Below are 26,206 nucleotides of genomic sequence, written 5' to 3'. Positions count from 1 at the left end.
TTTCCGTTCCGGCGCGCCCCGGACGGTCCCGGGACGTCGCACACCCGCTACGACAAGACAGCGCGCGGATTTGTGACAGGATCCGGAACCGTGGAGGATCTCGACGACGCCGCCGCCGTGTTCGGTGAGGTGCGGCCGCGGCTGTTCGGCATCGCCTACCGCATGCTCGGCAGCGCCGTCGACGCCGAGGACCTCCTGCAAGATGTCTGGCTGCGCTGGCAGGCGAGCGACCGGGCCGCGGTGCTCAACCCCGCCGCCTACCTCGCCACGACCACCACCCGGCTGGCGATCAACGCCACCAAGACCGCCTACGCGCGCCACGAAACCTACGTCGGCCCGTGGCTGCCGGAGCCGGTCGACACCGCCGCCGACCCGCAGCTGGGTGCCGAACGGGGTTCCGTGCTCGAGCTCGCCGTGCTCCTCCTGCTGGAAAAGCTCACCCCGACCGAGCGCGCGGCCTACGTGCTGCGCGAAGCGTTCGACTACCCGTACCGCGAGATCGCCGACATCGTGCAGACGTCGGAAGCCGCGGCCCGCCAGCTGGTGAGCCGCGCGCGCAAGCACCTGGCGGCCGGGCGCCGCACGCCCGCCGGGCTGCCCGAGCAGCGCCGCCTGCTGACCGCGTTCGTCGCCGCGGCCCAGGCCGGCGACCTGGCGGCGCTGGAGGAGCTCTTCGCCGCCGACGTCATCAGTTACTCCGACGGCGGGGGAGCGGCCCGGGCTTCGCGCATCCCGGTGCGCGGCGCGACCACGGTGGCGAAGTACATCCGCGCGTTCGCCACCCGGTTCTGGGCCGGTGTCTCGGTGACGCCGGCGTTCGTCAACGGCGCGCACGCCATGCTGCTCTCGCGGGACGGCGAAGTCTTCACCGTGCTCACCGTCACCGCGTCCGGCGAAGGCATCGACCAGGTGCTGTGGATGATGAACCCGGGCAAGCTCGCCGCCGTATAACGCCCTACACGGCGGCGCTGCGGGGCTCGTACTGAGCGCGGAGCGCCTTCTTGTCCGGCTTGCCCAGCCCCGTCATCGGCAGGGAAGCGGCGACGATCACCTGTTTGGGGACGTGCACCGGGCCCTTGCGCTCCCGTACCGCCGCTTGGATCTCGGTGGTGAGACGCTCGATCGCGGCCTCGTCCAGGGCTTCGCGCAGGACGACGACCGCCGTCACGGCCTCGCCCCACTTCTCGTCCGGCGTGCCGATCACGCCGACCTGCGCGACCGCGGGGTGCTCGGCGACGACGTCCTCCACCTCGCGGGGGAACACGTTGAACCCGCCGGTGACGATCATGTCCTTGACCCGGTCGACGATGAACCAGAACCCGTCCTCGTCCTCGCGGGCGACGTCGCCGGTGTGCAGCCAGCCGTCGCGGAAGGTCTCGGCGGTGACTTCCGGCAGGTTCCAGTAGCCGCCGGCCAGCAGCGGCCCGGCAACGCAGATCTCGCCGGGCTCGCCGGGGGCCACCGGGGCGCCGTCGGGGCCGAGGAGCGCCGTGCGGAGGAAGGCCGACGGCCGCCCGCAGGACGCCAGCCGCGCGTCGTCGTGGTCGCCCTTGGCGAGGTAGCTGATCGCCATCGGGGCTTCGGACTGGCCGTAGTACTGCGCGAAGATCGGCCCGAACCGGTCGATCGCCTCGCGCAGCCGCACCGGGTTGATCGACGCCGCCCCGTAGTAGACCGTCTGCAGCGACGAGAGGTCGCGGGTGCGCGAGTCGGGGTGGTCCATCAGGGCGTAGAGCATGGTCGGCACCAGCATGGTGGCGGTGATCCGCTGCTCTTCGATGACGCGCAGCACTTCGGCGACGTCGAACTTCGGCAGCACGACCAGGGAGCCGCCCTTGAGCAGCGTCGGCGCGAAGAACGCCGCGCCGGCGTGGGAAAGCGGGGTGCAGATGAGGAACTTCGGCGCTTCCGGCCACTCCCACTCGGAAAGCTGGATCTGGGTCATCGTGGTCATCGCCCGCGCGGTACCCATGACGCCCTTGGGTTTCCCCGTGGTGCCGCCGGTGTAGGTGATGGACACGACCTGGTCCGGCGGCAGCTCGACCGGCACGAGCGGCCGCGGCTCGAACCCGGCGGCGGCCGCGGTCAGGTCCTTGCCGACGTGGGACAGTGCGTCCGGCACCGGTCCGATGGTGAGCACCCGGGTCAGCCCGGGCACCTTCTCCAGGAGGCCGAGCGCGCGGCCGACGAAGGCGGGCACCGGGTCGATGATCAGCGTGGTGATGCCGGCGTCGGCGAGGATGTAGGCGTGGTCGTCGAGCGAGCCCAGCGGGTGCAGCGCGGTCCGCCGCGAGCCCTGCACCTGCCCGGAGGCGATGACGAGCAGGACTTCGGGCCGGTTCAGCGACAGCAGCGCCACGGGTGCCCCGGTGCCGGCCCCGAGCGCTTCGAAGGCCTGGGCGTACTGGCTGACCTGTTCGGCGGTCCGGCCCCCGGTCAGCGTGGTGTCGCCGAGCACCATCACGGGCTTGTCCCGGTGGCGCTTGAGGGCGGACACGACGAGGTGTCCGAGGTGGTTCGGGTACCGCATCGCCTGCTCGTCCATCGGGCTCCCTTCCACGGCGCCAGACTAGAACACGTTACTGTTTCGGGCAACATCCGACGACGGGGCAAGGTTTGGTGGCTTGCTCATGTGCTGGAACAAGTTTCAGTGCCCGCCCCGCGGTGGCCGGGCGGGCACTGAAGCGGTCACGGCACCGGGGCCGCCTGGGCGCGGGCCACGGCCTCGTCACGGTCGGCGCCCAGCAGGTAGCCCGCCCGCAGCGCCCGGTCCGCCGCCGCGGTGAACTTCGCGACGTACGTGGCGTGGTCCGGGTACAGCTGCCGGATCCGCGCCGGTGACAACGGTGTCGTCATCCCGAGGAGCAGGCAGGCACCCGGGACGTTGCCGCCGCTGTTGTTCGGCGCGTAGGCCGCCAGCGGGGCTTCGAAATCCGGCAGCCGGACGCCGCCGACGGCGTTCTGGTCGGCGTCGCGCACGACGATGACGTTGAGCAGCAGCGAAATCGGCGGCGCGAAGGGCGGGGCGCCGCCACCGCGGGCCCAGCGGTCCAGGTGCGCGAACGCGGCGTTCTCCGCGTACCGGAAGGTCATGCTGTTGACCGGCTTGTCGCACGTCGTCGGCGCGCCGCCGTTGAGGGAGCCGTCCCGCGCGTTGGCGGCGTTGTAGAGGTCGAGCCCGTACTGGTCGGCGTGCGCGGTGCCGGCCACCTCCCAGGTGCGCACCCGTGCCGTGTTCTGGCGGACCGAAGCCGAAGCGACGACGTCGGTTTCGGATTGCAGGACGAACACCGGCACGTCGAGATCGGTGCGGATGCGGGCGGAGAGCGGGCCGAGGGCGCCGTCGCCGATCGGGGCCGCCGGCGCGGCGCGGCCGTGGATCAGGATGCCGTCGTAGGCGTGGCGCACCGGCTGGATCGCGTTGGCGTAGGTGGTCAGGCGCAGTGCCGACTGCGAGTGGCCGGTGGCCAGCACGACCGACGGCGTCCGGCCGCCGAGCAGCCGCGGTGTGGCCCGGACGGCCTGCGCGGCCTGGGAAAAAACGTCGTAGGAAAGCGCATCCCCGCTCAGGTCCACGCCGGCGTACCGGCCCGGGTCGAGGCTCTTGAGCTTGTCGGCACCCGCTTTCTGCGTCGTCACGCCGATGTAGGCGTAGCCCTCGCGAGTGAAGTGCTCGTAAGACTGCGAGAAGTCGACCGGGATGTCGACGCCGAAGCTGACGTTGAGCCACTCGACCACGACGGTGCCGTTGAAGCGCGCGGGATCCGCCGGCCGCACCACGACCAGCCGCGTGGTGTACGGGGTGCCGGTGCTCGCGATCCGGGTGGCCCACCGCCCGTCTTCGGTCCACAGGCCGGTCTGGGCGTACGTGTCGGCCTGGCCGGAAAGAAGGTACTCCTCCTCGACGTACCCGCGCGCGGCGAGGTCGAGGACGCCTTGGGAGCCGCTGACCGGCCAGCCCCGGCCGGCGTTCGCGGGGATCGCCGTCACGGCGGGCGCGCCGGCGCGCGCGGGTGCGGTGAGTACGAGACAGGGCAGGAGCGCGGTCAGCAGGACGAGCAGGGCTCTGCGCATGGGAATCCTTCCTGGTGGTGGCCGCGGCGGGTCGGCTCCGGCTCCCGCCACCGTCCACATCGGACACGGACGCGGTGGCCGGCCCCGGCCACCGCCTTCGTCTTCTACTCGCCGGTACGGACGAGGGCAACGACGGGCCCGGCGGCGGGGGTGGATTCGCCGGGGAAAGCTCAGGGAAGTGACAAATCGAAGGCACCGGTCACTCGGATCCGGAGAAATCCGGGAAGTCCTTCCGGGGCCGCAACCTTGCGCTGGTGTCACTCGTTGCGCGACTATTCGCGGAACGTTCTGCACGTGCAAGCGCACGGGCGAGGGGGTGTGGTGACCGAGGTGGTGCCGGCGGTGGCCGGGACGGTGGACGGCCCGAGCGACGCGGCTTTGATCGAGGCGGTGCGCGGCGGGGACATCGCCGCGTACGGCCGGTTGTACGACCGGCACCTCGGGGCCGCGCGCCGGGTGGCGGCCGCGATCGCGGCCGACGAGGCCGAGCGGGACGACCTGATCGCGGAAGGATTCACCCGCGTACTACGGATTCTGCGCTCCGGCGACGGTCCGGACGAAGATTTCCGGCCGTATTTGCTGACCACCATCCGGAACACGATGATCAGCTGGCGGCGGCGGGACTCGGCGGTCTCGCTCGTCGCCGAGGTGCCGGACGTAATGCCGGGCGAACGGAGCGACGAGCCGGTGGACAGCCGGCTGCACGCGAGCGTCGCCGCGGATGCGTTCGCGAGCCTGCCCGAACGGTGGCGAACTGTCCTGTGGCGGACCGAAATCGACGGCGAATCGCCCGCGCGGATCGCCGCCGACATCGGGATGACGCCCAACGGCGTCGCCGCGCTGGCCTACCGCGCCCGCGAAGGGCTGCGCCAGGCTTACCTGGACCAGCACGTCCCGGCCGCGCGGCGGCGGAACTGCAAGGTCGTCTCCGGGCAGCTGGCCCGGTACGTGCGCGACGGGATCGGGGACCACAAGGCCCACCGGATCACCAGCCACCTCGACCGCTGCCCCGACTGCCGGGAACTCGCCGGCGGCCTCCGGCTGCTCAACGAAGAACTGCCCGGCGCGATCGCCCCGCTCATCCTGGGCGTCCCGATCGTGTCGCAGTGGTTGTCCGCCACGGGATCGCTCGCCTCGTCCGGTGCCGCGGCGAGCACGTCGGCGTTGTCGTGGGCGACGGCGGCGAAGGTGGCCGCGGCGAGCGCGGCGCTGGTCACGACCGTGACCATCGGCGCCAGCACGTCCGACCTCGCGCCGGCGCCGGGCGCCGACGGTGCGGCTTCGCAGCCGGCGGAAACCCGGCCCGCGGCGGGCGTGCCCGCCGCGGGCAGCGGTTCGCAACCGGCCTCGGCAGCTCAGGTGACGTCGGTGCCGCCGACGCCGGGGGAGTCCGGGGAAGCGGCGGCGGGCGAGGAGCAGGCCGAGACCACCGGCGCCGGCGAGACGGCCGCGGACGGCAACCAATCGGCGAACGGCAACCAAGCGGCGAAGGAGTCCAGGCAAGCCGCGAAGGAGTCGAAGCAGGCGTCGAAGGAAGCCGCCAAGGAGTCCAAGCAGGCGGCGAAGGAGTCGAAGAAGGCGGAGAAGACGAAGGAGCCCAAGGGCTGACCCGGCCCCCGCGCGGGGGCCGGGCCACCCGGTCAGCAGGGCTGCAGCAGCCAGCAGAGCCGGAAGTTCGCCTGGTAGGTCGCCCCGGCCGGCGGCGCGACGACGTTCTGCGTGCGCGCCCCGCCGTGCGCCCAGCTCGTGAAGGCGTACTTCAGGTTGAGCGGCGGCAGGTTCTGCGGGCTGTTCGCGCTGATCGAATTCGTCGATCCGGCGATCACCGTGCGGGAGAACGGGGTCCGCTGCTGGGTCCCGCCGACGGTGAGCATCGCCTGGCTCGGGCTCGACGTGAAGTTCAGCGCCACCGTCTTCGGCTGCAGGTCGATCGTCTTGGTCCCGGTGCGGCCGGTCGAGTCCGTCGCGGTCAGCGTCAGCTGCAGGTACGACGGGTACTCGTGGTCCGGTGCGACGAACGACCCCGAAGCCACGCCCGGGAAGTCCTGGACGTTGTGGGTGTGGCAGGTGCCGTTGGCCGCGCAGTGCCGGATCGCGAGCCGCCACGACAGCGCCGAGGGCGGGAGCTGACCGTCCTGGGCGTCGATCGCGCGCCCGGCGAAGGGCACGGTCTGGCCGACCGACCAGGTGAGCGCGGCGTCGGGCGTGTCGATGACCGGCACCGGGTCGAGCCCGGCCGGGTTCCCGATGGTGACGCGGACGGTCGTGGTCGCCGTCGCGCCGTGCGAGTCGGTCACCCGCAGCCCCGCGTCGACCGCCGCCGCCGTGCCGTACGTCCAGGTGGGCCGCGGCGCCGCGGAGTCGTCGTACGCGCCGTCGGCGTCGAGGTCCCAGGCGTAGCTCAGGGTGTCCCCGGCGTCGGGGTCGGTCGAGCCGGTGCCGTCGAACTGGACGGTGAGCGGCGCGGGGCCGCTCGACGGCGTCGCCGTGGCCGCGGCGACCGGCGGCCGGTTGGTGCCGCCGGGGTAGCTGACGCGGCGGAGCTCGCCGGCGCCGAGTGCGACGTAGAACAGGTCGCCGCCGGGGCCGGTGAGCACCTGGACGGGCACGTTGGCCCCGGTCACGAACGGCACCAGGCGGCTCGGGCTGGGCTGGCCGCCGGACGCCTGCATCGCCCAGATGCAGCCGCGCGAGGAATCGGCGAAGAACAGCGCGCCGGCGTACTCGGCGGGGTAGTTGCTGCCGGCTTCGAAGGCGATGCCGCTGATCGAGGAGCCGCCGGTCGGGCACGGGTCGCTCGCGACGACCTTGGCGTTGTGGTTGTAGGCGTAGTACGGCGCGGTCTGGCCGCCCGCCGAGTAGAGCGATTCGCAGCGGTCGAGGTTCGCGCCGTCGTAGCCGGCTTGCCGGGCGTTGCCCTCGAAGCAGGGCCAGCCGAAGTTCTCGGCCACGGCGTCGCCGACGTTCGCGACGCGGTTGATCTCTTCCCACGTGTTCCAGCCGACGTCGCCGGCCCACAGTTCACTCGTGCCCGGCCGGAAGCCGAACCGGAACTGGTTGCGCGCGCCGTAGGCGATGATGCGGCGGGCGTTGGCGTCGGCGCTGCCCGCGAACGGGTTGCCGGGCAGCCCGGCGCCGGTGTCGGGGTCGATGCGCAGGATCGTGCCGTTGAGCAGCACCGGCTGTCCGGCCGCCCGGCGCGGGGACTGCGAGCGCAGCGCGCCGCCTTCGGCCGACGGCGGCGAGAGGTTCGTGCCGGCGGGGGAGGGCGGGTCGGCGCAGGGGTTCCCGACCTGGCCGTAGTCGGCGAAGTTGAAGCTGGCGCCGTCCCCGCCGCCCGCGTACAGGGCGCCGTCCGGGCCGAAGGCGAGCGAGCCGATCGAGTGGCTGGGGAACTGCTGGCACCAGCCGGTGACCAGCGGCTTCTCGCTGATCGCGGTCCCGGCCGGGCCCATGGTCAGCTGGGAGACGCGGCCGGTGACGACGCAACCCTGGTCCGTCGCGCCCGGCGGCGTGGGGCAGGTGTCGCCCCAGCGCGGCGCGGTGCCGCCCGGCTCGGCGTCGAGGGTGTAGGAGACGTAGACGTACGGCCGGGCGGGGAAGCCCGGGTCGATCGCGAGCCCGAGCAGGCCCCGGTCCCAGAAGTCCTGGGTCGGGGTGCGCAGGTCGGCGAACACGGTCGGGGCCGGGTCGGCGAGGGAGTCGAAGACCTTGACCAGGCCGCTCTTCTCGGCGATGAACACCCGCCCGTCGGGCGCGAACGCCGCGGCGGTCGGCGAGGTCAGGCCGCCGATGGCGACGGTGTCGGCGAACCCGGCCGGCACGGCGGCGGCCGGTGGCGCGGCGGCCACGGCCAAGCCGAGGGCGAGCGGCACGACGACGCCCAAAGCCAAGGCACGTCGGGATCTTCGCGGAAGCGTGGAGCGACGAGAACTCATCACGAACTCCTGGGGTGGCGGGGACCGGACAAGCGCGAACGCTGTCCCCTATGGCGCGGGGAGTCCGAAAGTTGTTACACCGCAGACAAAAGTGTCCACGAATCGCGCAAACCCCCGGAGGGTGAATGACTCACTGCCGCGGCCGGGACAGCCATTCGGCCAGCAGTGCGCGTTCGGCGTCGGTGAGCGGCGCGGGCGCGGCGTCCGGCGTCGGGACGTCGGTCAGGATCCGGTGCGCGACCGCCTCCCACATCGCGTCGGCGAGACCGGGGTCGCGGCCGGTCGGCGGCGCGGCCAGCAGGGCGAGCACCGTGCCGGTGCCGGCGGCGTGGACCAGGTCGACCGCGCGCGGCTCGGGGACGCGCAGGCGGCCGGCCTCCGCGACGCGGCGGATGCGGCCGCGCAACACGGCCAGGCCCGCCTCCGCCGCCGGGGACACGCGGCCGGGGACGACGAGCAGGCCGAACAGGGCCGCGTTGGCGAGGCCGAAGCCGATGTGCGCGTCCCAGCCCGTCCGGAGGTCGGTGACCGGGTCGCCGGTGCCGGCGGTGCCGGACTTCTCGGCGACGTAGGTGGTGAAGACGTGCTCGGCGACCGCGTCGAGCAGCGCGTCCTTGTCCTCGAAGAACCGGTAGAGGGCCGGTGCCTGCAGGCCGGCCGCCTGGGCGACCGCGCGGACGGTCACCGCCGCCGCGCCGTGCTCCTGGAGCAGCCGCGCGGCGGTTTCGACGATCTTCTCGCGGGCTTCCGTCCGGTTCATGGTTTCGATGGTAACGCACTTCTGCTAACAATGGTGCTAACGTGGTTACTAACAACGGTAACGAAGGGAAGCACCATGATCGTCATCACCGGGGGCACCGGCAAGCTCGGCTCGCAGGTCGTCGCCCACCTCCTCGACCGGGTTCCGGCCGGCGAAATCGGCGTGAGCGTCCGCGAGCCCGCCCGCGCGGCCGGGCTCGCCGAGCGGGGCGTCCGCGTGCGCCGCGGCGACTTCGCCGACCCGGCCTCGCTGGCCGAGGCGTTCGAGGGCGCGACGCAGGTCCTCGTCGTCTCGACGGACGCGACCGGCGACACGGCTGTCGCGCACCACGCCGCGGCGATCGACGCCGCGCGCGAAGCGGGGGTGAAGCGCGTGCTCTACACGAGCCACCAGGCGGCCGCGGCGGACTCGCTCTTCGCGCCGATGCCCGACCACGCGGCGACCGAACGCCACCTCGCGGCGGCGGGCTCGCCGTTCACCGTGCTCCGCAACGGGTTCTACGCCGCCACCGTCCCGCTGCTGCTCGGGGAGGCGCTGCGGACCGGCGAACTGGTCGCCCCGGCCGACGGGCCGGTGTCGTGGACGGCGCACGCCGACCTCGCCGAGGCGGCGGCCGTCGTCCTGGCCGACGAGGGCCGGTTCGACGGGCCGACGCCGCCGCTGACCGCGCCGGCCGCCCTCGACCTCGGCGACGTCGCCGCCCTGCTCACCGAGCTCACCGGCCGCCCGATCCGGCGCGTGGTGGCCGAGGACGGCGAGTGGGTGGCCGGCTTGACCGGGCACGGTGTCCCGGAGGCGCAGGCGACGCTGCTGCTCGGCATGTTCCACGCGGCTCGCCGGGGCGAATTCGCCGTCACCGGGCCTTCGCTCGAAGAGCTGCTGGGGCGTCCGGCGACGCCGCTCCGAGCGGTCCTGGCCTCGGCGATTTCACTATGAACAGGGTGTATAAACCCTAGCTATACACACTGTGTACAGTGGCCCGCATGTCGATCGGACTGACCTTGCTCGGGCTGCTGGAGAGCGGCCCGCGGCACGGCTACGACCTGAAACGCGCCTACGACGACCGGTTCGGGCACGACCGACGCGTGCACTACGGCCAGGTCTATTCGACCCTCGCGCGGCTGCTGAAGCAGGGGCTCGTCGAGGCCGACGGCGTCGAGGTGGACGGCGGCCCCGAGCGGAAGCGCTACGCGATCACCGACGCCGGGGTCGCCGACGTCGGGACGTGGCTGGAGACGCCGGAGAAGCCCGAGGCGTACCTGCAGAACACGCTGTACACGAAGGTGGTGCTCGCGCTGCTGTCCGGGCGGCCGGCCGCCGAGGTCCTCGACGTCCAGCGGTCGGCCCACCTCGACGCCATGCGCGAGCTGACCCGCCGCAAGACCGCGGGTGATCTCGTCGACCAGCTGATCTGCGACCACGCGCTGTTCCACCTGGAGGCCGACCTCCGCTGGCTGGAGCTGACCGCGGCCCGGCTCGGCCAGCTGGCGAAGGAGATCGCGTGAGCGAGGTGCTGCTGGAGGCGGCGGAGGTGCGGAAGGCCTACGGGCCGACCGAGGCACTGGCGGGGGCGAGCCTGCGGGTCCGCGCGGGCGAGGTCGTGGCGCTGATGGGGCCGTCGGGGGCGGGCAAGTCGACGCTGTTGCACTGCCTGGCCGGGATCGTCCGGCCGGACGGCGGCACGGTCCGCTACGACGGCGCCGACCTGGCCGGCCTGACCGACCGCGCGCGTTCGGCGTTGCGGCGCACGGACTTCGGGTTCGTGTTCCAGTTCGGGCAGCTGGTGCCGGAGCTGACGTGCCTGGAGAACGTGGCGCTGCCCCTGCGGTTGAACGGCGTGCGCGGCCGGGTCGCCGCGGAGCGCGGGCGCGCGATGCTGGCGGAGCTGGACCTGACCGGCATCGAGGGGAAGCGGCCGGGGGAGGTGTCGGGCGGGCAGGGCCAGCGGGTGGCGGTCGCCCGCGCACTGGTGACGGACCCGCGTGTGGTGTTCGCGGACGAGCCGACGGGAGCCTTGGACTCCCTCAACGGGGAGCAGGTGATGCAGCTCTTGACGACCGCGGCCCGCGACCGCGACGCGGCGGTGGTCCTGGTGACCCACGAGCCCCGGGTGGCGGCGTATTCGGACCGCGAGGTCGTCGTCCGCGACGGCCGGACCCGCCAGCTGGAGGTGACCCGATGACCGAACTCCGGCCGGCGGCCGACCCCCCGCTGCGGCGGCGGTCGGGGGAGAGGCGACTTCGGGTATCGGAGCCGACGCCCGGTCCGCGGCTGGTAGGCGCGGTGCACGGTGGGCCCCGGCGGCTTGGCGGCGGCGTGGGCCGGGGTTGGGTGGTGCGCGGGGTTCGGTGGCTCGGGGTTGACCGGGGTTGGGTCGTGCGTGGGCTGGGATGGCCCGGGGCTGACCGGCGTTGGGTGATGGGTCGGGAGGGATGGCTCGGGGCCGACCGGCGTCGGGTGGTGCGCGGGGTTCGGTGGCGTGAGGCCGACCGGGGTTGGGTGGTGCGTGGGCTGGGGTGGCTCGGGGCCGACCGGCGCTGGGCGGTGCGCGGGGTTCGGTGGCGTCAGGCCGACCGGGGTCGGGTGATGCGCCGGGAAGGGTGGCTCGAGGCCAACCGGCGCTGGGTGCGTGGGACCCGGCGACTCAACGCCGGCCCGCGCCGGGTGACCGACCTTGCCCTCCGCCTGCCGGTTCGCCAGACGGAGGTGGTCCGATGATCCGGCGCTGGGCCACCGACTTCGGGCTCGGGATGCGGCTCGCCCTCGGCGGCGGAGGTGTCCGGACCGCGTGGGCGCGGCTCGCACTGACCGCCGTCGGGGTCGGGCTCGGTGTGGTCGTGCTCCTCACCGCCACCTCGCTTCCCCACATGCTCGGCGCGCGGGCCGACCGGTCCGCCGGGCGCACGGCCGTCGCCGGGGTTGTCGAGGGCGTCGATCCCGTCTACGCCGTCGGGCGCAACGACGAGTTCCGTGGAAGCGGTCTCCAGGGCTACCTCGTGCAGCCCACCGGACCGCGGACGCCCGCCGTTCCCGGGGTCGGACGGCTGCCTGGTCCCGGTGAGGCCGTGCTTTCGCCCGCGCTCGCCGCACTCCTGCAGTCGCCGGAAGGGGAACTGCTGCGCCCGCGCTTCGCGCAGCGGGTGATCGGCACCATCGGCGACGCCGGGCTGACCGGGCCGAACGAGCTGTACTTCTACGTCGGCTCCGCGACCGTCGCCACGCAGCCCGACGCCGTCGCCGTCAGCGGGTTCGGGGGTTCGCCCGTCCGGCGCGGGCTCGATCCGCTCGAACTGCTGCTCGTCGTGGTCGGGGCGACGACCTGCCTCGTGCCGGTGTTCGTCTTCGTCGTCACGAGCACCCGGCTCGCCGCGGCCGCGCGCGATCGGCGGCTGGCCGCGCTGCGGCTGGTCGGCGCGGACCGCGGGCAGGTGCGCCGGATCGCCGCCGGGGAGGCGCTGCTCGGGTCGTTCGCCGGGCTCGTCGTCGGCGGGGCGCTGTTCTTGCTCGTGCGCGCGCTCGTCCCGCGGATCACCGTGTCCGCCTTCCGCGGTGGCATCTTCGCCGCCGACGTCCTGCCCGACTGGCGCCTCGGTGTGCCCGCACTCCTCGCGCTCCCGCTGCTGGCGTGCGCGGCGGCCGTCTTCGCGCTGCGGCGGGTCGTCGTCGAGCCGCTCGGGGTCGTGCGGCGCGGGACGCGGGTGCGGCGGAAACTCTGGTGGCGCCTGCTGCCCGCGGTCGCCGGCGGGGTGCTGCTGGCCGTCCGCGCCGGGGCCGGAGACGCGCTCGACCCCGCCGTGATCGCCGGTGTCGTGCTCGTCCTCACCGCCGTGCCGCTCGTGCTGCCGTGGCTGGTCGAGCGCGTCGCCGGCGCGCTGCACGGCGGTTCGCCCGCCTGGCTGCTGGCCGTGCGCCGGCTCCAGCTCGACAGCGCGACGGCGGCCCGGCTGGTCGGTGGCATCGCCGTCGTGCTCGCCGGATCCATTGCGCTGCAAGGGGTCTACGCGCGGGCGGAGAGCGACCGGCCGCCGCCCGGGGACGTCCAGGTGTTCGCGACCGCCTTCGCCGCGAACCTCGCCGACGTCGAGGCGTTCACCACCGCCCTGCACGCCCTGCCCGGGCTGGGCGGCGTCCCGGTGGAAACCCGCGGGCTGGTGCGGACCGCGGCGGGGGAGCGGAAGTCCCTCGTGGTGGCGCCGTGCGCCGAACTCGCGATCGCCGGCTGCCGCGACGGCGACGTCTACGCGGAGGGCCCCGGGGCACCCGGACCCGGCGAAAGGGTCTCGTTCACGACCGGCGGCAATCCACAGTGGACGGTACCGGTGGACCGCTACCACGTGCGCGCCGGTGAAGGGTCGGCGCTGCTCGTCACGCCGGGAGCACTCGGCACGACGACGAGCGCCGGGCTGAGTTCGAACGCGCGGATTCCCGACGCCGGGCCGGACGTCGTCGAGCGGGTGCGCAACGTCGTGGGCTGGAACGGAGCCGTCGCTTCGCTCGGCACCGAACGGGACGGCACCTACGCCCTCATCACGCGGGTGCTGTCGGTCGGCTCGGTCCTCGTGCTGCTGCTCGCCGCGGGCAGCCTGCTGATCGCGGCGTGGGAACAGCTCCGCGAACGACGGCGCAGTCTCGCCGCGCTGATGGCGAACGGCGTCGGACGCGGGGTGCTCGCCCGGTCCCTGGTGTGGCAGCTGGCGATCCCGGTCGCGGTGGCGGTCGTCGTCGCCGTGCTCGCCGGGCTCGGGCTCGACTGGCTGCTGCTCACCCTGGTGGTGCACCGCCCGGTCGCGGTCGACCTGGCGACGATCGGCGTGCTGACGGCGACCGCGGCCGCCTCGGTGCTGTTCGTGACCGCCGTGACACTGCCCGCGTTGTGGCGCACCGCGAGCCTGGAGCAGTTGCGGGAAGAGTGACGGAACCGGTGCGGCGCACCGGAATCCGCGCCGACTGTTCGGCAGGGACGGCGATGCTGCCCGAAGGGGCGCCCTCTTCGCCGTGGCGGGGCCGCCTCGGACTCGGCGATGGTGGACGGGCAGATGTCCGCCGAGCCGAGTTTCGAGGCAGCCGATGCGCACCATGTACGACGCGCTCACCGCGCGCAACATCCTGAAGAAGGACCGGCGGCCCGTGCTGGTGGCCGGGTACATCGACCGGATCAGGCTCGCGCCGTGGACCGACGCCGACTGGGCGCTGTTCCCGGACGCGCTGAAGGTGCGGATCGCCAAGAAGGCGTCCACGGACGACGGTCACGTCCTCGACGTCGAGCCCGGCGACGCGCGGCCCGAGGAAGCGCCCGGCTGGGCGGCGATGCGGCGCGGGTCGGGGTTCGCGCACCCGGTCGTCTACTGCAACCGGTCGACGTGGCCGAAGGTGAAGGCCGCGTTCGCCGACCAGGACGTCGAACCGCCGCTGTACTGGATCGCGACGGCCACCGGGCGGCGCGAGATCCCGCCCGGCGCGATCGCGGCGCAGTACCTGCTCGACGTCGCGCCCGGCATCGACGTCTCCGTCGTGGCCGACTTCTGGCCCGGCGTCGACGGGCCGTCGTCGGCACCCCTTGCCACCGAACCCGGAGTGGAGTTCATGGAACGCATCACGGTCACCCCGCCCAACGCCGGCTCCAACACCGTCCGGCTCACCCTCTCCGGCAGCGCCGGCGCCGCGATCGTCGTCCGCCCGCGCATCAACCGCGACGGCGTGGCGAAGCCGATGTGGGTCGGCAACATCTTCGCGTGGGGCTCGGACAAGGTCGGCGTCGGCCACAACCCGAAGTCCGACCCGGACTACGACGACCGCCTCATCTCCCACCGGCGCTTCACGCTGCCGGGCGCGCTGTGGGCGGACCTCGAGTACAGCGCCGCGGAGCCCTTCGACATCGACATCGTCGGCTGAGCGACCGGCCGTCGCGTCGGCCGGGACGGTTCCGGATGTCGTGAACGACCCGTTCACCTCGCCCGACGTCATGAACGACTCGTTCATGACGTCGGGCGTGCTGTGTTGACACGGCCGCCGAGCGGGTGCGAGTATCAGGATTAATCCGATTGGAAACGTTTCCAAGCACTGCTTCCGAACTTGGAAACGTTTCCAGCACCTGACTCGAGGGTGGAAGCGACGATGACGTCACCACGCGCCACGCTGTTGCAGGTGGCCGAGCGCGCCGGGGTCTCCCTGGCCTCGACCTCCCGTGCGCTGCACGGGACGGGCGCGAGCCCGGCGATGGTCGAGCGCGTCCGCGCCGCGGCCGCCGAGCTCGGCTACAGCGCGGACGCGATCGGGCGGTCGCTGCGGCTGAAGAAGACCTTCCAGGTCGCCTTCGCCGTCGCCGACATCGGGAACCCCGTCTACGTCGAGATGATGCGCGCCATCCACGAGGTGCTCGAACCGCACGGCTACCGCGTCGTCGTGATGACCACCGGCGACACCGCGACCTCGACCACCGAACTCGTCCGCAGCCTCAACAGCGGCTTCGTCGACGGCATGATCGTCACCCCGCTGCGCACCGACGACCGGCTCATCGCCGAAATCCAGCGGGCGCCCGTCCCGGTCGTCGTGATCGGCCGGGCGCTGGACGACCGGGGGATCAGCTCGGTCTCCACCGACTCCGCGGGCGGGATCGGCGCGGCCGTGGCGCACCTGCACGCCATCGGCCGCCGCCGGATCGGGTTCCTCAACGGGCCGCTCGACACGACGCCCGGCGCGTCCCGCCAGCGCGGGTTCGACGGCGCCACCGAGACCACCGCCTTCGAGCGGGTGGACCAGGAGATCGCCGCCGACTTCACCGTCGCCGCGGGCCTCGAAGCCGCCCGGGCGCTGCTCGCCCGCGGCCCGGTCGACGCGCTCGTCGCGGCCAACGACCTGCTCGCCATCGGCGCGATCCGCGCGGTCCGCGAAAAGGGGCTGTCCGTGCCCGAAGACGTCGCCGTCACCGGCATGGACGACACCGAGCTCGGCCGCGTCTTCCAGCCGAGCCTGACCAGCGTGTCCCTCGGTTCGACCGAACGCGGGCGCGCGGCGGCGCGGATCATGCTCCAGCTCACCGACGACCCGGACCACCGGGCGCAGCAGATCGCCGTCGGCCCGGAGCTGATGGTCCGCGAGTCGACCGGAGGTGCGGCGTGACCGCGACCCTGACGCGCCCGGCGCCGGCGCCCGGGAAGAAGAAGCCCGTCCTGGCGCGCACCCGGCGGCGCGAGGCGATCGCCCTCGTTCTCCCGTCGCTGATCCCGATCCTCGTGCTGAGCGTCGCCCCGCTCGTCGTAGGCATCTTCCTCGCCTTCACCGACGCGCGCCTGGTGCGCCACCCCGACTACGGCTTCGCCGGCGTCGACAACTTCACCCGGCTCGCCGGCAACGACCTGTTCTGGGACTCGCTGCGGATCGGCATGATCTGGACCGTCGGCGTCACCCTGCTCCAGCTCGCCGCGGCGATGGGATTGGCGCTGCTGCTGAATTCCGGGCTGAAACTGCAGGGCCTGACGCGGGTGCTCGCCCTGATCCCGTGGGCGATGCCGCCGGTCGTCGTGGCGATCATGTGGCAGATGATCTATTCGGCCAACGGCGGCCCGCTCAACGCCTTCCTCGGCGGCGTCGGCCTGCCCGACGACGTCAACTGGCTCGGCGACTTCTCCACCGCGCTGCCCGCGGTGATCGTCGTCGGCGTCTGGGTCGGCATGCCGCAGACGACGGTGACGCTCCTGGCGGGCCTGCAACAGATCCCGGCCGAGCTGCACGAAGCCGCGTCGGTCGACGGCGCGGGTGCCTGGCGCCGGTTCACCGCGGTGACCTGGCCGAGCCTGCGGCCGATCGTCACGTCGATCACGTCGCTGAACTTCATCTGGAACTTCAACTCGTTCTCGCTGGTCTACGTGCTCACCGCGGGCGGGCCGGGCGGCAAGACGATGGTGCCGGTGCTGTTCATCTACCTGGAAGCCTTCAAGAACCGCGAGATCGGCTACGCCGCCGCGATGGGCTTGGTGCTCGTCGTCGTGGTCGTGCTCATCCTCGCCGTCTACCTGCGGTCGCAGTTCCGCGACGACCGCGCCGCGAAGGGGCGGTGACCATGCGCGTCCTCGTGCGCCCGGCCCAGTACGCGGCCCTCGCGCTCTACATCCTGTTCCTCGGATTCCCGTTGCTGTGGCTTGTTTCCGCGTCGGTGAAGTCGTCGGGCGAGCTGAACTCGCTGACGGTGAGCCTGCTGCCGGGCGAGTGGCACTGGGACAACTACACCGAAGCGCTGAACAAGCAGGGCCTGGTCCGGTCCGCGGCCAACAGCCTGGTCGTCGCGCTGGCTTCGACCGCGTTGTCGGTCGTCATCGCCGTGCCCGCCGCGTACGTCCTCGCGCGGCTCAAGGGGAAGGTGCGCGCGGCCGGCGTCGGCTGGATCCTGGTCAGCCAGGTGTTCCCGGTGGTGCTGATCATCCTGCCGCTGTTCCTCATCCTGCGGACGCTCGGCCTGGCCGACAACCTGGCCGGCCTGACGCTCGTGCACACGACGTACATGCTGCCGTTCGCGCTGTGGATGCTGCAGGGCTACGTCGCCGCGATCCCGGTGGAGCTCGAGGAAGCCGGGGCGATGGACGGCGCGAGCCGGCTGACGGTGCTGCGCACGATCGTCTTCCCGCTGCTCGCCCCCGGCGTCGTCGCGACCGCGATGTTCAGCTTCGTCTCGTCGTGGAACGAATTCTTCTTCGCACTGGTGCTGCTGCAGTCGCCGGAGAACTACACCCTGCCCATCACCCTCACCATGTTCATCGGCGGCGAGGGCAAGGTCGCCCTCGGTCCGCTCGCCGCGGGCGCCGTGCTCGCGGCCATCCCCAGCATCGTCTTCTTCGGCATCCTGCGGAAGAAGCTCACCGGCGGCCTGATGGCCGGGGCGGTGAAGGGATGAACCCCTGCCCCTCAGAGGCTCTGTCCCTCAACAGAAGCGCGAAAGGTCGGTCGATGAAGACACGACGCACCCTGGTTGCCGGCGCACTGGCCGCCGTCGGACTGCTGCTCACCGCCTGCGGTGGCGGCGGCTCCGGCGACAGCGGGGACGGCCCGGTCTCCCTCACCTTCCAGTCCCTGTCCGACCAGCCCGCGGCCATCGCCGCGACGCAGAAGATCGTCGGCGACTGGAACAAGGCCCACCCCGGCGTGCAGGTCAAGATCGTGCAGGCGGGCTGGGACGGCGTCTACGACAAGCTGATCACCCAGTTCAACGCCGGTTCGGCGCCCGACATCGTGCACTACGAGGCGGCCGGGATCGCGCCGTTCGCCACCGACGGCTTCCTCGCCGACCTCACGCCGTACCTCTCGGCGGAGAAGCGCGCGGACATCCCGAAGGGCGTCCTCGACTCGGTGACGGTCGAGGGCAAGGTGATCGCCCAGCCGACCGAGCTGCAGTCCTATGTGGTCTTCGCGAACAAGACCCAGCTGCAGCAGGCCGGCGTCACGATCCCGACCGGCGCCTCGATGACGTGGGACCAGCTGCGCGAGATCGCCAAGGCGACGACCAAGGACGGCAAGTTCGGTCTCGGCTGGGGCCTGTCGAGCCCGACGGCGGCGTTCGTCGCGCTCGCGCCGGGGTTCGGCGGGAAGTACTTCGAGGGCACCGGGAACGACGCCAAGCTGACGGCCGGGCCGGGGGAGCAGGCGCTGCCGCAGCTCGTCGACGCGATGGCGCACCAGGACCACTCGATCCTGCCGGTCACGCTGACGCAGTCCGGCACGAAGGCGCTGGCGCCGTTCTACGCGGGGCAGACCGCGATGACGGTCCAGGGTTCCTACCAGGCGGCCAACATCGCCAAGGACGCGCCGAAGGGCTTCGACTGGGTAGTCCTGCCGCCGCTGGCCGGCTCGGCCGGGCCCGCGCAGGCCGCGAACCCGCAGACGCTGTCGGTGAACAAGGACTCGGCGCACGTCAAGGAGGCCGCGGAGTTCGTGGACTTCTTCACCGGCACCGAAAACCTGGCCGCGATCAACGAGGCCGACGCCCTGATCCCGCCGACGACGTCGGCGCGGCAGGCGCTGGCGGCGAAGCTCGCCGGGAAGAACGGCTGGGACGCGATCCTCGCCTCGGGCGAGCACCTGACCTCGGCGCCCTACCTGTTCGCCGGCAAGTACGCGCAGTGGAAGGACACCGTCGCGACCCCGGCCTACCAGCAGTTCCTCGCCCAGAAGATCGACGCGGCCGGCCTCGCGAAGCAGCTCGAGGACGGCTGGAAGAACGTCAGCAAATGACAGGAGCGGATTCGTGACCTGGCTGGAAGACCGGGCCGTCGCGGTGATCACCGGTGCGGCCGTCGGGGACGCCCTCGGCGGCGCCACCGAAGGGTGGACACCCGAGCAGATCGAAGAGCGGCACGGCGGCCGGGTGACCGGTGTCGTCGGGCCGTGGTACCCGGATTGGCGGACGGCCCGCCCGATCGCGCCGTACCACAAGGGCGACGGGCACATCACCGACGACACCCTCATGACGCGGGCGCTCGTCGAGGTGTACGCGAAGCGCCGGGCGCACCTCGACGCGTACGCGATGGCCGAGGACCTGGTGCCGCTGATGATCGGCGAACCGCGCTGGGTACCGGAGCTGGAGTCGACCGCGCTGCTGCTGCAGCGGGTCTTCCTCGCGGAGAAGTGGATCGTCGCGAGACTCCACTACGGACACGTCGACCCGCGGGAAGCGGGCGTGGGCAACGTGGTCAACTGCGGCGCGGCGATGTACGTCGCCCCGGTGGGCGTGGTCAACGCGGGTGATCCGCGGGCCGCGTACGCCGAGGCGATCGACCTGACCGGCGCGCACCAGTCCAGCTACGGCCGCGAGGCGGCGGGCGTGCTGGCCGCGATGGTGGCGGCCGCGGTCGCGCCCGGTGCGACGCTCGACGGCGTCGTCGCAGCCGCGCTGGACGTGGCCCACGACGGGACCGCGGCGGCGCTGCGCGCGGTCGTGGCGGCCTTCGGTGACCGGTCCGTCCCCCCGGCCACCGACGGGGAAGAACGCGCGCTGGCGGCTCTCGTCCGCGAGACCGTCGCGCCGTTCGACTCGGTCGGGCCGCACTACCGGGAGATGTCGATGGACGCGCGGCGGCCCTCGCGGACGAAGTCGATCGAGGAACTGCCCGCCGCGCTGGCGTTCGTGCTGGCGCACCGGGGCGACTTCCGCGGCGCGGTGCTGGCGGCCGTCAACTACGGCCGCGACGCCGACTCCATCGCCGTGATGGCGGCGGCGATCTGCGCGGGCCTCGGCGGGACGGCCGTGGTGCCGGCCGAGTGGGTCGAAGAGGTCGGCGACGCCAGCCGGATGGACCTGCGCGAGACCGGGCACCTGCTGGCTTCGGCGGCCGCGGACATCCTGAAGGCCGACCGCGAGCGGGCGCTGGCCCGGGTGGCGTTCTTCGAGGAGACGGCGTGAGGCTGACCTGGGCCCGGCCCGAGGACCTGCTCCCGCACGAGCTGGTCCAGTCCGAAGCGGAGGGAAAGGACGTCGCCGCGGCGCGGGCGCGGTGGATCGCGGCGGGCGGTGACCCGGTGCCCGCCGTGAGCGGCGCCGGTCCCGGGGCCCCCGGGCTGCGGCCGTTGGCGCGGGAGCTGCTGGATTCGCTGGACGCTCCGGTGAACGAGCCGGAGCCGGCCCTGCCGCCGGCGCCTTCGCTGCCGCGCGGGTCCCGCGGCCGGGAGCTGAACGCGTGGACCGGGCGGGCCGCGGGCTGCCTGCTCGGCAAGCCGGTGGAGAAGATCCCGCGCGAAGGGATCGAGGAGATCCTCCGCGCGACCGGCCGGTGGCCCCTCGACGGGTGGTTCACGGCGGTGGGCCTGCCCGCGGAGGTGGCCGCGCGGTGGCCGTGGAACCGCCGGTCGGCCCCTACCTCGCTCGAAGAGAACATCGACGGGATGCCCGAGGACGACGACCTCAACTACCCGATGCTGGCGCTGTCGCTGGTGGAGGAGCGCGGCCGCGGGTTCACGACCGAGGACGTCGCCCAGCTGTGGCTGGACAACCTGCCCGCCGGGCGGGTCTTCACGGCGGAGCGTGCCGCGTACCGGAACCTGCTCGACGCGCGCGCCGTCCCGGAGACCGCCACCTACCGCAACCCGTTCCGGGAGTGGATCGGCGCGCTGATCCGCGCGGACGTGTTCGGCTGGATCAGCCCGGGCGACGTCCGGGCCGCGGCCCGGCTGGCCGCGGTGGACGCCCGGCTGAGCCACACGCGCAACGGCGTGTACGGCGCGATGTGGGCCGCGGGCCTGGCCTCGGCGGCGATGGTGTGCGACAGCGTCGAGGACGTCCTCGACGCGGCGACGGCCGCGATCCCGGCGTCGAGCGACCTGGCGGCCGCGGTCTGCTTCGGACGTTCAGCGGCCGCGTCGGGCGATGTCGCGAGCGGACTCGACCGGCTCCACGCCGAATACGGGCACCTGCACTGGGTGCACGTGCTCAACAACGCCGCGGTGATCGCGTACGCGCTCGCGAAAGGCGGCGGCGAGTTCGGCCCGAGCGTCGCGATCGCGGTGACGGCGGGCTGGGACACCGACTCGGCGGCCGCGACGGTCGGGGGAGTGGTGGGCGCGCTGAGCGGCGTCGACGAGTACTGGAGCAAGCCCCTGGACGGCCGGATCGCGACGTCGCTGCCGGGTGGGGAACGGCGGATCGCCGACCTCGCGGCCCGCACGGCGGCGCTCGCGGAGGCCGTCCGATGACGGGGGGACGAGTTGTCGTCGTGGGGTCCGCCAACGTCGATCTCGCCGTCGACGTGCCCCGGGCGCCGAAGGCCGGCGAGACCGTCCTCGGCGACCGCTTTCGCCGCAGCCCCGGGGGCAAGGGGGCGAACCAGGCCGTCGCCGCCGCGCTCGCCGGAGGTGCCGACACCTCCTTCGTCGGCGCGCTCGGCGAAGACGAAGGCGCCGACCTGATCCTCGTCTCCCTCGGCGGCGCCGGCGTCCGCACCGACCTCGTCGAGCGGGCCGAAGCGCCGACCGGGACCGCCTTCATCACCGTGGCCCCGGACGGCGAGAACGCCATCGTCGTCGCCCCGGGCGCCAACGACCACGTCGAGATCGGGGCGGCGCAGGCCGACCGGATCGCCGAGGCCGACGTCGTGCTCGCGCAGCTCGAGATCCCGCTCGGCGTCGTCGCGGCCGCCGCCGCCGCGAAACGGCCCGGCGCGCTGGTGATCCTCAACGCGGCGCCGTCGCGGGAGCTGCCCGCGTCGCTCTGGGACGTCGTCGACCTGCTCGTCGTCAACGAACACGAAGCCGCCGATCTGGCGGGCGAGCCCGAAAAGCTGCTCGCGCGGGTGCCCGCGGTGGTCGTCACCCTCGGCGGCGAGGGCTGCGTCGTGCTCCGCCGCAACGCCGAGCCCGTGCGGATCCCCGGCCTCCCGGTCGACGCCGTGGACACCACCGGCGCGGGCGACACCTTCTGCGGCGTCCTCGCGGCCGCGCTGGCCCAGGGCCTCGACCTGCCCGAAGCCGCCCGGCGGGCGGGCGCGGCCGGGGCGCTGGCCGTCACCCGGCCCGGGGCCCAGGCCGCCGTCCCCACCGCCGCGGAAGTGGCGGCGCTCGAAGGAAAGGCACGATGACCACCACGTTCGACCCGCTCGTCCCGCGGCCGATCGACCGGCCCACCGAGGTGCGCGGCCCGTTGTCCGGTTTGGACGAAGCGAAGATCTTCGCCGCGCCCCGGGACCCGGCCGACCGGCCCGCGTGGCGCGCGAAGCTGCGTGAATGGCGCGAGGACGCCCGCGAGCGCCACGGCTACACCGGCGCCGCCTACGACCGTCCCCAAGCGACGTGGGCGGCGTCCTGCCACGCGGTCGCCCAGGTGTGGCTCTGGGACGAACTGCTGTACTCGTTCGAAGAAGACCGCTTCACGCCCGGGCGCTTCCTCGCCGACGCCCGGGCGCGCTTCGGCGGGCTCGACGCCGTCGTCCTCTGGCACGCCTACCCGGTGATCGGCCTCGACGACCGCAACCAGTGGGACTTCTACCGCGACGTCCCGGGGCTCGCCGACCTGATCGGCACCCTGCACGACGAAGGCCTGCGCGTCTTCGTCGACTACAACCCTTGGGACGTCGGCACCCGCCGCGGTGCGGACGACCCCACCGAACTCGCCGCGCTCGTCGCCGATTTCGCGGCCGACGGCGTCTTCCTCGACACGCTCAAGAAGGCCGAGCCGGACTTCGTCGACCGGCTCGAAGCCGCCCGGCCCGGGATCGTCCTCGAAGGCGAATCGAAGCTCGCCGTCGAGCGGATCGAGGACCACGCGGCGTCGTGGGCCCAGTTCTTCGCCGACTCGCCCGTGCCCGGCGTCCTGCGCGCCCACTGGTACGAGCGGCGGCACATGCAGCACCACGTCCGCCGCTGGCACCGCGACCACAGCGAAGAGCTGCAGTCGGCGTGGCTCAACGGCGTCGGCGTCATGGTCTGGGAAGTCGTCTTCGGCGTCTGGGTCGGCTGGTCGGCGCGCGACGCCGCGACCGTCCGCCGGATGGTCACGCTCCAGCGCGCGGCGAAGGATCTCCTCCTCGACGGCGACTGGACCCCGCTGGCCGAGCTGCCGCCCGAAGCCGAAGCCGCCGGCGTTTACGCGTCCCGCTGGGAACTCCCCGGCAGGACACTGTGGACCCTCGTCAACCGCGGCGACACCGACTACCACGGCCCGCTGCCCGGCACCGACCTCCTCGGCGGGGTCCCGGCCCGCGGCATCGGCGCGACGGCGGAGGGCTGGCGCCCGGAGCTGCCCGCCCTGCCGCACGACCCGGACGCCCGGTTCCCGCACCGGGTCGCGGCCCGCGTCCGTCCACAACGGACCGGAGGGACGCCGGACGAAGACGCCGTCGTCGTCCCGGCGGGCCCGTACGTGCTCACCGTCCGGTACCGCGCCCGCGAGACCGGGATGTACCAGGGCGCGCCCTACGTCGACGAATGGAAGCCGCTCCCGCCGCGCCTGCACGACGCCCGGACGCTGCAGCGCGAGGGCGAGCTGACGACGGCCGTCGCGGTCGGTGTCACGGAGGTGACCGTCGCGCAGTTCGCGGAGTTCGTGGCCGCCACCGGTTATGAACCCCGGCAGAAGCACCGTTTTCTCGCCCGGCGGGGAAAACCGGACGAGCCGGTCACCTACGTCGACCTCGCCGACGCCCGCGCGTACTGCGCCTGGCGCGGTGGCCGCCTGCCGACCGAGGACGAATGGCAGCTGGCGGGGGAGCAGCTGCGCCGCGGCACTCCGGCCGTCTGGAACTGGACCGAGAGCGAGCACTCCGACGGCCGCACGCGGTTCGTGATGCTCAAGGGCGGCAGCGACTACGCGGCCGAGGGCTCCGAGTGGTACGTCGAAGGCGGCCGCAAAGACCCCGGGTACGCCGTGAAGCTGCTGCTCCCCGGGCTCGGTCTCGCGCGCGGCGCGACGGTGGGCTTCCGGTGCGCCTGGGAGGTGCCGTCGTGAGCGTCTCCCGCGACCCCGCCGCCGGGGCGCTGGCCGGGCTGCGCGTCGTCGACGCGTCCACGCTCTTCGCCGGGCCGATGGCCGCGATGCACCTCGGCGACATGGGGGCCGAGGTGATCAAGGTCGAGCACCCGCGCAAGCCGGATCCCTCGCGCACCCACGGCGCCGCGAAGGACGGCGTCAACCTCTGGTGGAAGACGCTCGGCCGGAACAAGCGCACGATCACCGCCGACCTCGGCAGCGAAGGCGGCCGCGAGGTCTTCCTCGCCCTCGTCACCACCGCCGACGTCGTGATCGAGAACTTCCGCCCGGGCACCCTCGAGCGCTGGAACCTCGGGTACGAGGAGCTCGCGAGCTGGAACCCGGAGCTCGTCCTCGCCCGGGTCACCGGCTTCGGGCAGACCGGCCCGTACCGGAGCCGGCCCGGCTTCGGCACCCTCGCCGAGGCGATGAGCGGGTTCGCGGCGACCACCGGGGAGCCGGACGGCCCGCCGACACTCCCGCCGTTCGGGCTCGCCGACGGCGTCGCGTCCCTGGCCACGGCGTACGCGATCATGGTCGCCCTGGCGGCGCGCGCGACCACCGGGCGCGGGCAGGTCGTCGACACCGCGATCATCGAGCCGATGCTGGCCATGCTCGGCCCGCAGATCACGCGCTGGGACCAGCTGCGCACCGTCCAGCCGCGCACCGGCAACCGGTCGATCAACAACGCGCCGCGCAACACCTACCGCACCGCCGACGGCCAGTGGGTCGCGGTGTCCACCTCGGCCCAGTCGATCGCCGAGCGCGTGGTCCGGCTGGTCGGACGGCCCGACCTGGCCGACGAGCCGTGGTTCGCCGGCGGTGCCGAGCGCGCCCGGCACGCCGACGAACTCGACGAAGCCGTCGGCAAGTGGATCGGGCAGCGCACGCGCGACGAGGTCGTCACGGCGTTCGAAGGGGCCCAGGCGGCGGTGGCGCCGATCTACGACGCCGCCGACATCGTCGCCGACCCGCAGTTCCGGGCGCTCGGCACGATCCACGAGATCGACGACGCCGAGCTGGGGCCGATGCTCATGCAGGGCCCGCTGTTCCGGCTCTCGGGCCACGACGGCGTCATCGGGTTCACCGGGCGGCCGCACGGCGCCGACACCGACGCGGTCCTGGACGAACTCGGGTTCGCCCCGGAGCGGGTGGCCGAGCTGCGGGACCGGGGTGCGGTGTGAGCCCGCCGCTCACGTTCCTCTACGCGCCGGCGGACCGGCCGGACCGGGTGCGCAAGGCCCTGGAGTCGGGCGCGGACGTCGTCCTCGTCGACCTCGAGGACGCCGTCGCCCCGGCCCGCAAGGACGAGGCCCGGGAAAACGCCGTGCGGCTGCTCGCTTCGGTGTCCCGGCCGGTGCAGGTGCGCGTCAACCACCCGAGCACGCCGTGGCACGAGGCCGACCTCGCGGCGGTCGCGGACCTCCCGGTGGGGGTGCGGCTGCCGAAGGTCGAGGCACCGGAGGAGGTCCGGGCCGTCGCCGCGGTGCTCCCGGGCCGGGAGCTGCACCCGCTGATCGAGTCCGCGCTGGGCGTGGAACGGGCCCTGGACATCGCGACGGCGTCGCCGGGGGTGGCGTCGATCGGGCTGGGCGAGGCGGACCTGCGCTCGGACCTCGGCGTGGCCGACGACGCCGGGCTGACGTGGGCACGCAGCCGGGTGATCGTCGCGGCGAGGGCCGCGCGGCTCGCCCCGCCGGCGATGTCGGCGTACGTGAACGTCCGCGACCTCGACGGACTCGCGGCGTCGTGCCGCGCGGGCCGGGCGCTGGGGTTCCGCGGCCGGACGGCGATCCACCCGGTGCAGCTGGCGACGATCCGCGCCGCGTTCCTGCCGACGCGCGAGGAGGTTTCGCGGGCGCGTGAGGTCATCGCGCGGGTGGCGGGCGCGACGGCCGCCGGCGTGGGGGCGATCGCGTTGCCGGACGGGACGTTCCTCGACGTGGCCATGGTGGAGCAGGCGCGCACGGTGCTGTCCCTGGCCGACTAGCT

The 26,206-nt window shown here is 73.3% G+C and carries 21 protein-coding genes; 17 read left to right on the top strand and 4 right to left on the bottom strand.

Features of this window, described 5'->3' with window-relative positions; genetic code table 11:
* Positions 1-90 precede the first annotated feature (90 nt).
* Entirely contained in the window at positions 91-951 is an 861-nt protein-coding gene (locus MUY14_RS16040; protein WP_247023809.1) for an RNA polymerase sigma-70 factor, read from the top strand.
* 4 nt (positions 952-955) lie between these two features.
* Here MUY14_RS16040 and fadD8 read toward each other — a convergent pair whose 3' ends face one another.
* Positions 956-2,560, bottom strand: a complete 1,605-nt coding sequence (gene fadD8, locus MUY14_RS16035; RefSeq protein WP_247023808.1) for a fatty-acid--CoA ligase FadD8 — start codon at positions 2,558-2,560, stop codon at positions 956-958.
* A gap of 128 nt (positions 2,561-2,688) precedes the next feature.
* Positions 2,689-4,074: an alpha/beta hydrolase domain-containing protein gene (locus tag MUY14_RS16030; protein ID WP_247023807.1), complete on the bottom strand. Its 1,386-nt coding sequence runs from the start codon at positions 4,072-4,074 to the stop codon at positions 2,689-2,691.
* Between the two features lie 321 nt (positions 4,075-4,395).
* Between MUY14_RS16030 and MUY14_RS16025 the strand changes: the two genes are divergently transcribed.
* Positions 4,396-5,682 (top strand): sigma-70 family RNA polymerase sigma factor, encoded by a 1,287-nt coding sequence (locus MUY14_RS16025; protein ID WP_247023806.1) that lies wholly within the window; start codon positions 4,396-4,398, stop codon positions 5,680-5,682.
* 32 nt (positions 5,683-5,714) lie between these two features.
* Here the strand turns inward: MUY14_RS16025 and MUY14_RS16020 are convergent, their stop codons facing one another.
* Both MUY14_RS16020 and MUY14_RS16015 read right to left on the bottom strand, forming a co-directional pair.
* The gene (locus MUY14_RS16020; RefSeq protein ID WP_247023805.1) at positions 5,715-8,012 is read right to left on the bottom strand and encodes a PQQ-dependent sugar dehydrogenase; all 2,298 of its coding nucleotides are present in this window, start codon (positions 8,010-8,012) and stop codon (positions 5,715-5,717) included.
* A 130-nt stretch (positions 8,013-8,142) separates the two neighbouring features.
* Positions 8,143-8,772, bottom strand: coding sequence for a TetR/AcrR family transcriptional regulator (locus tag MUY14_RS16015; protein WP_247023804.1), 630 nt, complete (start codon positions 8,770-8,772; stop codon positions 8,143-8,145).
* Positions 8,773-8,847: 75 nt separating this feature from the next.
* Here MUY14_RS16015 and MUY14_RS16010 point away from each other — a divergent pair, with 75 nt between their 5' ends.
* The 15 genes from MUY14_RS16010 (at position 8,848) to MUY14_RS15940 (ending at position 26,204) form a co-directional block, all read left to right on the top strand.
* Positions 8,848-9,708, top strand: a complete 861-nt coding sequence (locus MUY14_RS16010; RefSeq protein WP_247023803.1) for an NAD(P)H-binding protein — start codon at positions 8,848-8,850, stop codon at positions 9,706-9,708.
* A 47-nt stretch (positions 9,709-9,755) separates the two neighbouring features.
* Positions 9,756-10,277 carry a PadR family transcriptional regulator gene (locus MUY14_RS16005; protein ID WP_247023802.1) on the top strand — a complete coding sequence of 174 codons (522 nt, stop codon included), beginning with the start codon at positions 9,756-9,758 and terminating at the stop codon, positions 10,275-10,277.
* Positions 10,274-10,954, top strand: a complete 681-nt coding sequence (locus MUY14_RS16000) for an ABC transporter ATP-binding protein (RefSeq protein WP_247023801.1) — start codon at positions 10,274-10,276, stop codon at positions 10,952-10,954. The genes MUY14_RS16005 and MUY14_RS16000 overlap by 4 nt, the downstream gene beginning before the upstream one ends.
* A gap of 532 nt (positions 10,955-11,486) precedes the next feature.
* A complete protein-coding gene (locus MUY14_RS15995; RefSeq protein ID WP_247023800.1) occupies positions 11,487-13,685 on the top strand; it encodes an FtsX-like permease family protein in 2,199 nt (732 codons plus the stop codon).
* A 154-nt stretch (positions 13,686-13,839) separates the two neighbouring features.
* Positions 13,840-14,664 carry a hypothetical protein gene (locus tag MUY14_RS15990; RefSeq protein WP_247023799.1) on the top strand — a complete coding sequence of 275 codons (825 nt, stop codon included), beginning with the start codon at positions 13,840-13,842 and terminating at the stop codon, positions 14,662-14,664.
* Between the two features lie 222 nt (positions 14,665-14,886).
* Positions 14,887-15,891: a LacI family DNA-binding transcriptional regulator gene (locus tag MUY14_RS15985; RefSeq protein WP_247023798.1), complete on the top strand. Its 1,005-nt coding sequence runs from the start codon at positions 14,887-14,889 to the stop codon at positions 15,889-15,891.
* Positions 15,888-16,829, top strand: coding sequence for a carbohydrate ABC transporter permease (locus MUY14_RS15980; protein WP_247023797.1), 942 nt, complete (start codon positions 15,888-15,890; stop codon positions 16,827-16,829). The genes MUY14_RS15985 and MUY14_RS15980 overlap by 4 nt, the downstream gene beginning before the upstream one ends.
* A 2-nt stretch (positions 16,830-16,831) precedes the next feature.
* Positions 16,832-17,659 carry a carbohydrate ABC transporter permease gene (locus MUY14_RS15975; RefSeq protein ID WP_247023796.1) on the top strand — a complete coding sequence of 276 codons (828 nt, stop codon included), beginning with the start codon at positions 16,832-16,834 and terminating at the stop codon, positions 17,657-17,659.
* Positions 17,660-17,712: 53 nt separating this feature from the next.
* Positions 17,713-18,993 (top strand): ABC transporter substrate-binding protein, encoded by a 1,281-nt coding sequence (locus MUY14_RS15970; protein WP_247023795.1) that lies wholly within the window; start codon positions 17,713-17,715, stop codon positions 18,991-18,993.
* A 13-nt stretch (positions 18,994-19,006) separates the two neighbouring features.
* Complete coding sequence (locus MUY14_RS15965) at positions 19,007-20,161, top strand: ADP-ribosylglycohydrolase family protein (protein ID WP_247023794.1); 1,155 nt, start codon at positions 19,007-19,009, stop codon at positions 20,159-20,161.
* On the top strand, positions 20,158-21,447 hold the full coding sequence (locus tag MUY14_RS15960; RefSeq protein WP_247023793.1) for an ADP-ribosylglycohydrolase family protein: 1,290 nt from the start codon (positions 20,158-20,160) through the stop codon (positions 21,445-21,447). The genes MUY14_RS15965 and MUY14_RS15960 overlap by 4 nt, the downstream gene beginning before the upstream one ends.
* A complete protein-coding gene (locus MUY14_RS15955; RefSeq protein ID WP_247023792.1) occupies positions 21,444-22,328 on the top strand; it encodes a ribokinase in 885 nt (294 codons plus the stop codon). The genes MUY14_RS15960 and MUY14_RS15955 overlap by 4 nt, the downstream gene beginning before the upstream one ends.
* Entirely contained in the window at positions 22,325-24,193 is a 1,869-nt protein-coding gene (locus MUY14_RS46895; RefSeq protein WP_281506301.1) for an SUMF1/EgtB/PvdO family nonheme iron enzyme, read from the top strand. The genes MUY14_RS15955 and MUY14_RS46895 overlap by 4 nt, the downstream gene beginning before the upstream one ends.
* Positions 24,190-25,398 carry a CaiB/BaiF CoA-transferase family protein gene (locus MUY14_RS15945; protein WP_247023791.1) on the top strand — a complete coding sequence of 403 codons (1,209 nt, stop codon included), beginning with the start codon at positions 24,190-24,192 and terminating at the stop codon, positions 25,396-25,398. Before MUY14_RS46895 ends, MUY14_RS15945 begins: the two co-directional genes overlap by 4 nt.
* Positions 25,395-26,204, top strand: coding sequence for a CoA ester lyase (locus tag MUY14_RS15940; protein ID WP_247023790.1), 810 nt, complete (start codon positions 25,395-25,397; stop codon positions 26,202-26,204). The genes MUY14_RS15945 and MUY14_RS15940 overlap by 4 nt, the downstream gene beginning before the upstream one ends.
* Positions 26,205-26,206 lie beyond the last annotated feature (2 nt).

Origin of the sequence: Amycolatopsis sp. FBCC-B4732, from assembly GCF_023008405.1 — a bacterium.
Lineage (GTDB): Bacteria > Actinomycetota > Actinomycetes > Mycobacteriales > Pseudonocardiaceae > Amycolatopsis > Amycolatopsis pretoriensis_A.
This window is presented reverse-complemented; position numbering and strand designations above follow the sequence as displayed.

What these genes read in the sequence shown, in the direction of transcription:
- MUY14_RS15975 (WP_247023796.1), top strand. Translation starts at nt 16,832, where the DNA reads ATGCGCGTCCTCGTGCGCCCGGCCCAGTACGCGGCCCTCGCGCTCTAC.
- MUY14_RS15990 (WP_247023799.1), top strand. Translation starts at nt 13,840, where the DNA reads ATGCGCACCATGTACGACGCGCTCACCGCGCGCAACATCCTGAAGAAG.
- MUY14_RS16010 (WP_247023803.1), top strand. Translation starts at nt 8,848, where the DNA reads ATGATCGTCATCACCGGGGGCACCGGCAAGCTCGGCTCGCAGGTCGTC.
- MUY14_RS15995 (WP_247023800.1), top strand. Translation starts at nt 11,487, where the DNA reads ATGATCCGGCGCTGGGCCACCGACTTCGGGCTCGGGATGCGGCTCGCC.
- MUY14_RS16005 (WP_247023802.1), top strand. Translation starts at nt 9,756, where the DNA reads ATGTCGATCGGACTGACCTTGCTCGGGCTGCTGGAGAGCGGCCCGCGG.
- MUY14_RS16020 (WP_247023805.1), bottom strand. Translation starts at nt 8,012, where the DNA reads ATGAGTTCTCGTCGCTCCACGCTTCCGCGAAGATCCCGACGTGCCTTG.
- MUY14_RS15955 (WP_247023792.1), top strand. Translation starts at nt 21,444, where the DNA reads ATGACGGGGGGACGAGTTGTCGTCGTGGGGTCCGCCAACGTCGATCTC.
- MUY14_RS16030 (WP_247023807.1), bottom strand. Translation starts at nt 4,074, where the DNA reads ATGCGCAGAGCCCTGCTCGTCCTGCTGACCGCGCTCCTGCCCTGTCTC.
- MUY14_RS46895 (WP_281506301.1), top strand. Translation starts at nt 22,325, where the DNA reads ATGACCACCACGTTCGACCCGCTCGTCCCGCGGCCGATCGACCGGCCC.
- MUY14_RS15985 (WP_247023798.1), top strand. Translation starts at nt 14,887, where the DNA reads ATGACGTCACCACGCGCCACGCTGTTGCAGGTGGCCGAGCGCGCCGGG.
- MUY14_RS16015 (WP_247023804.1), bottom strand. Translation starts at nt 8,772, where the DNA reads ATGAACCGGACGGAAGCCCGCGAGAAGATCGTCGAAACCGCCGCGCGG.
- MUY14_RS15970 (WP_247023795.1), top strand. Translation starts at nt 17,713, where the DNA reads ATGAAGACACGACGCACCCTGGTTGCCGGCGCACTGGCCGCCGTCGGA.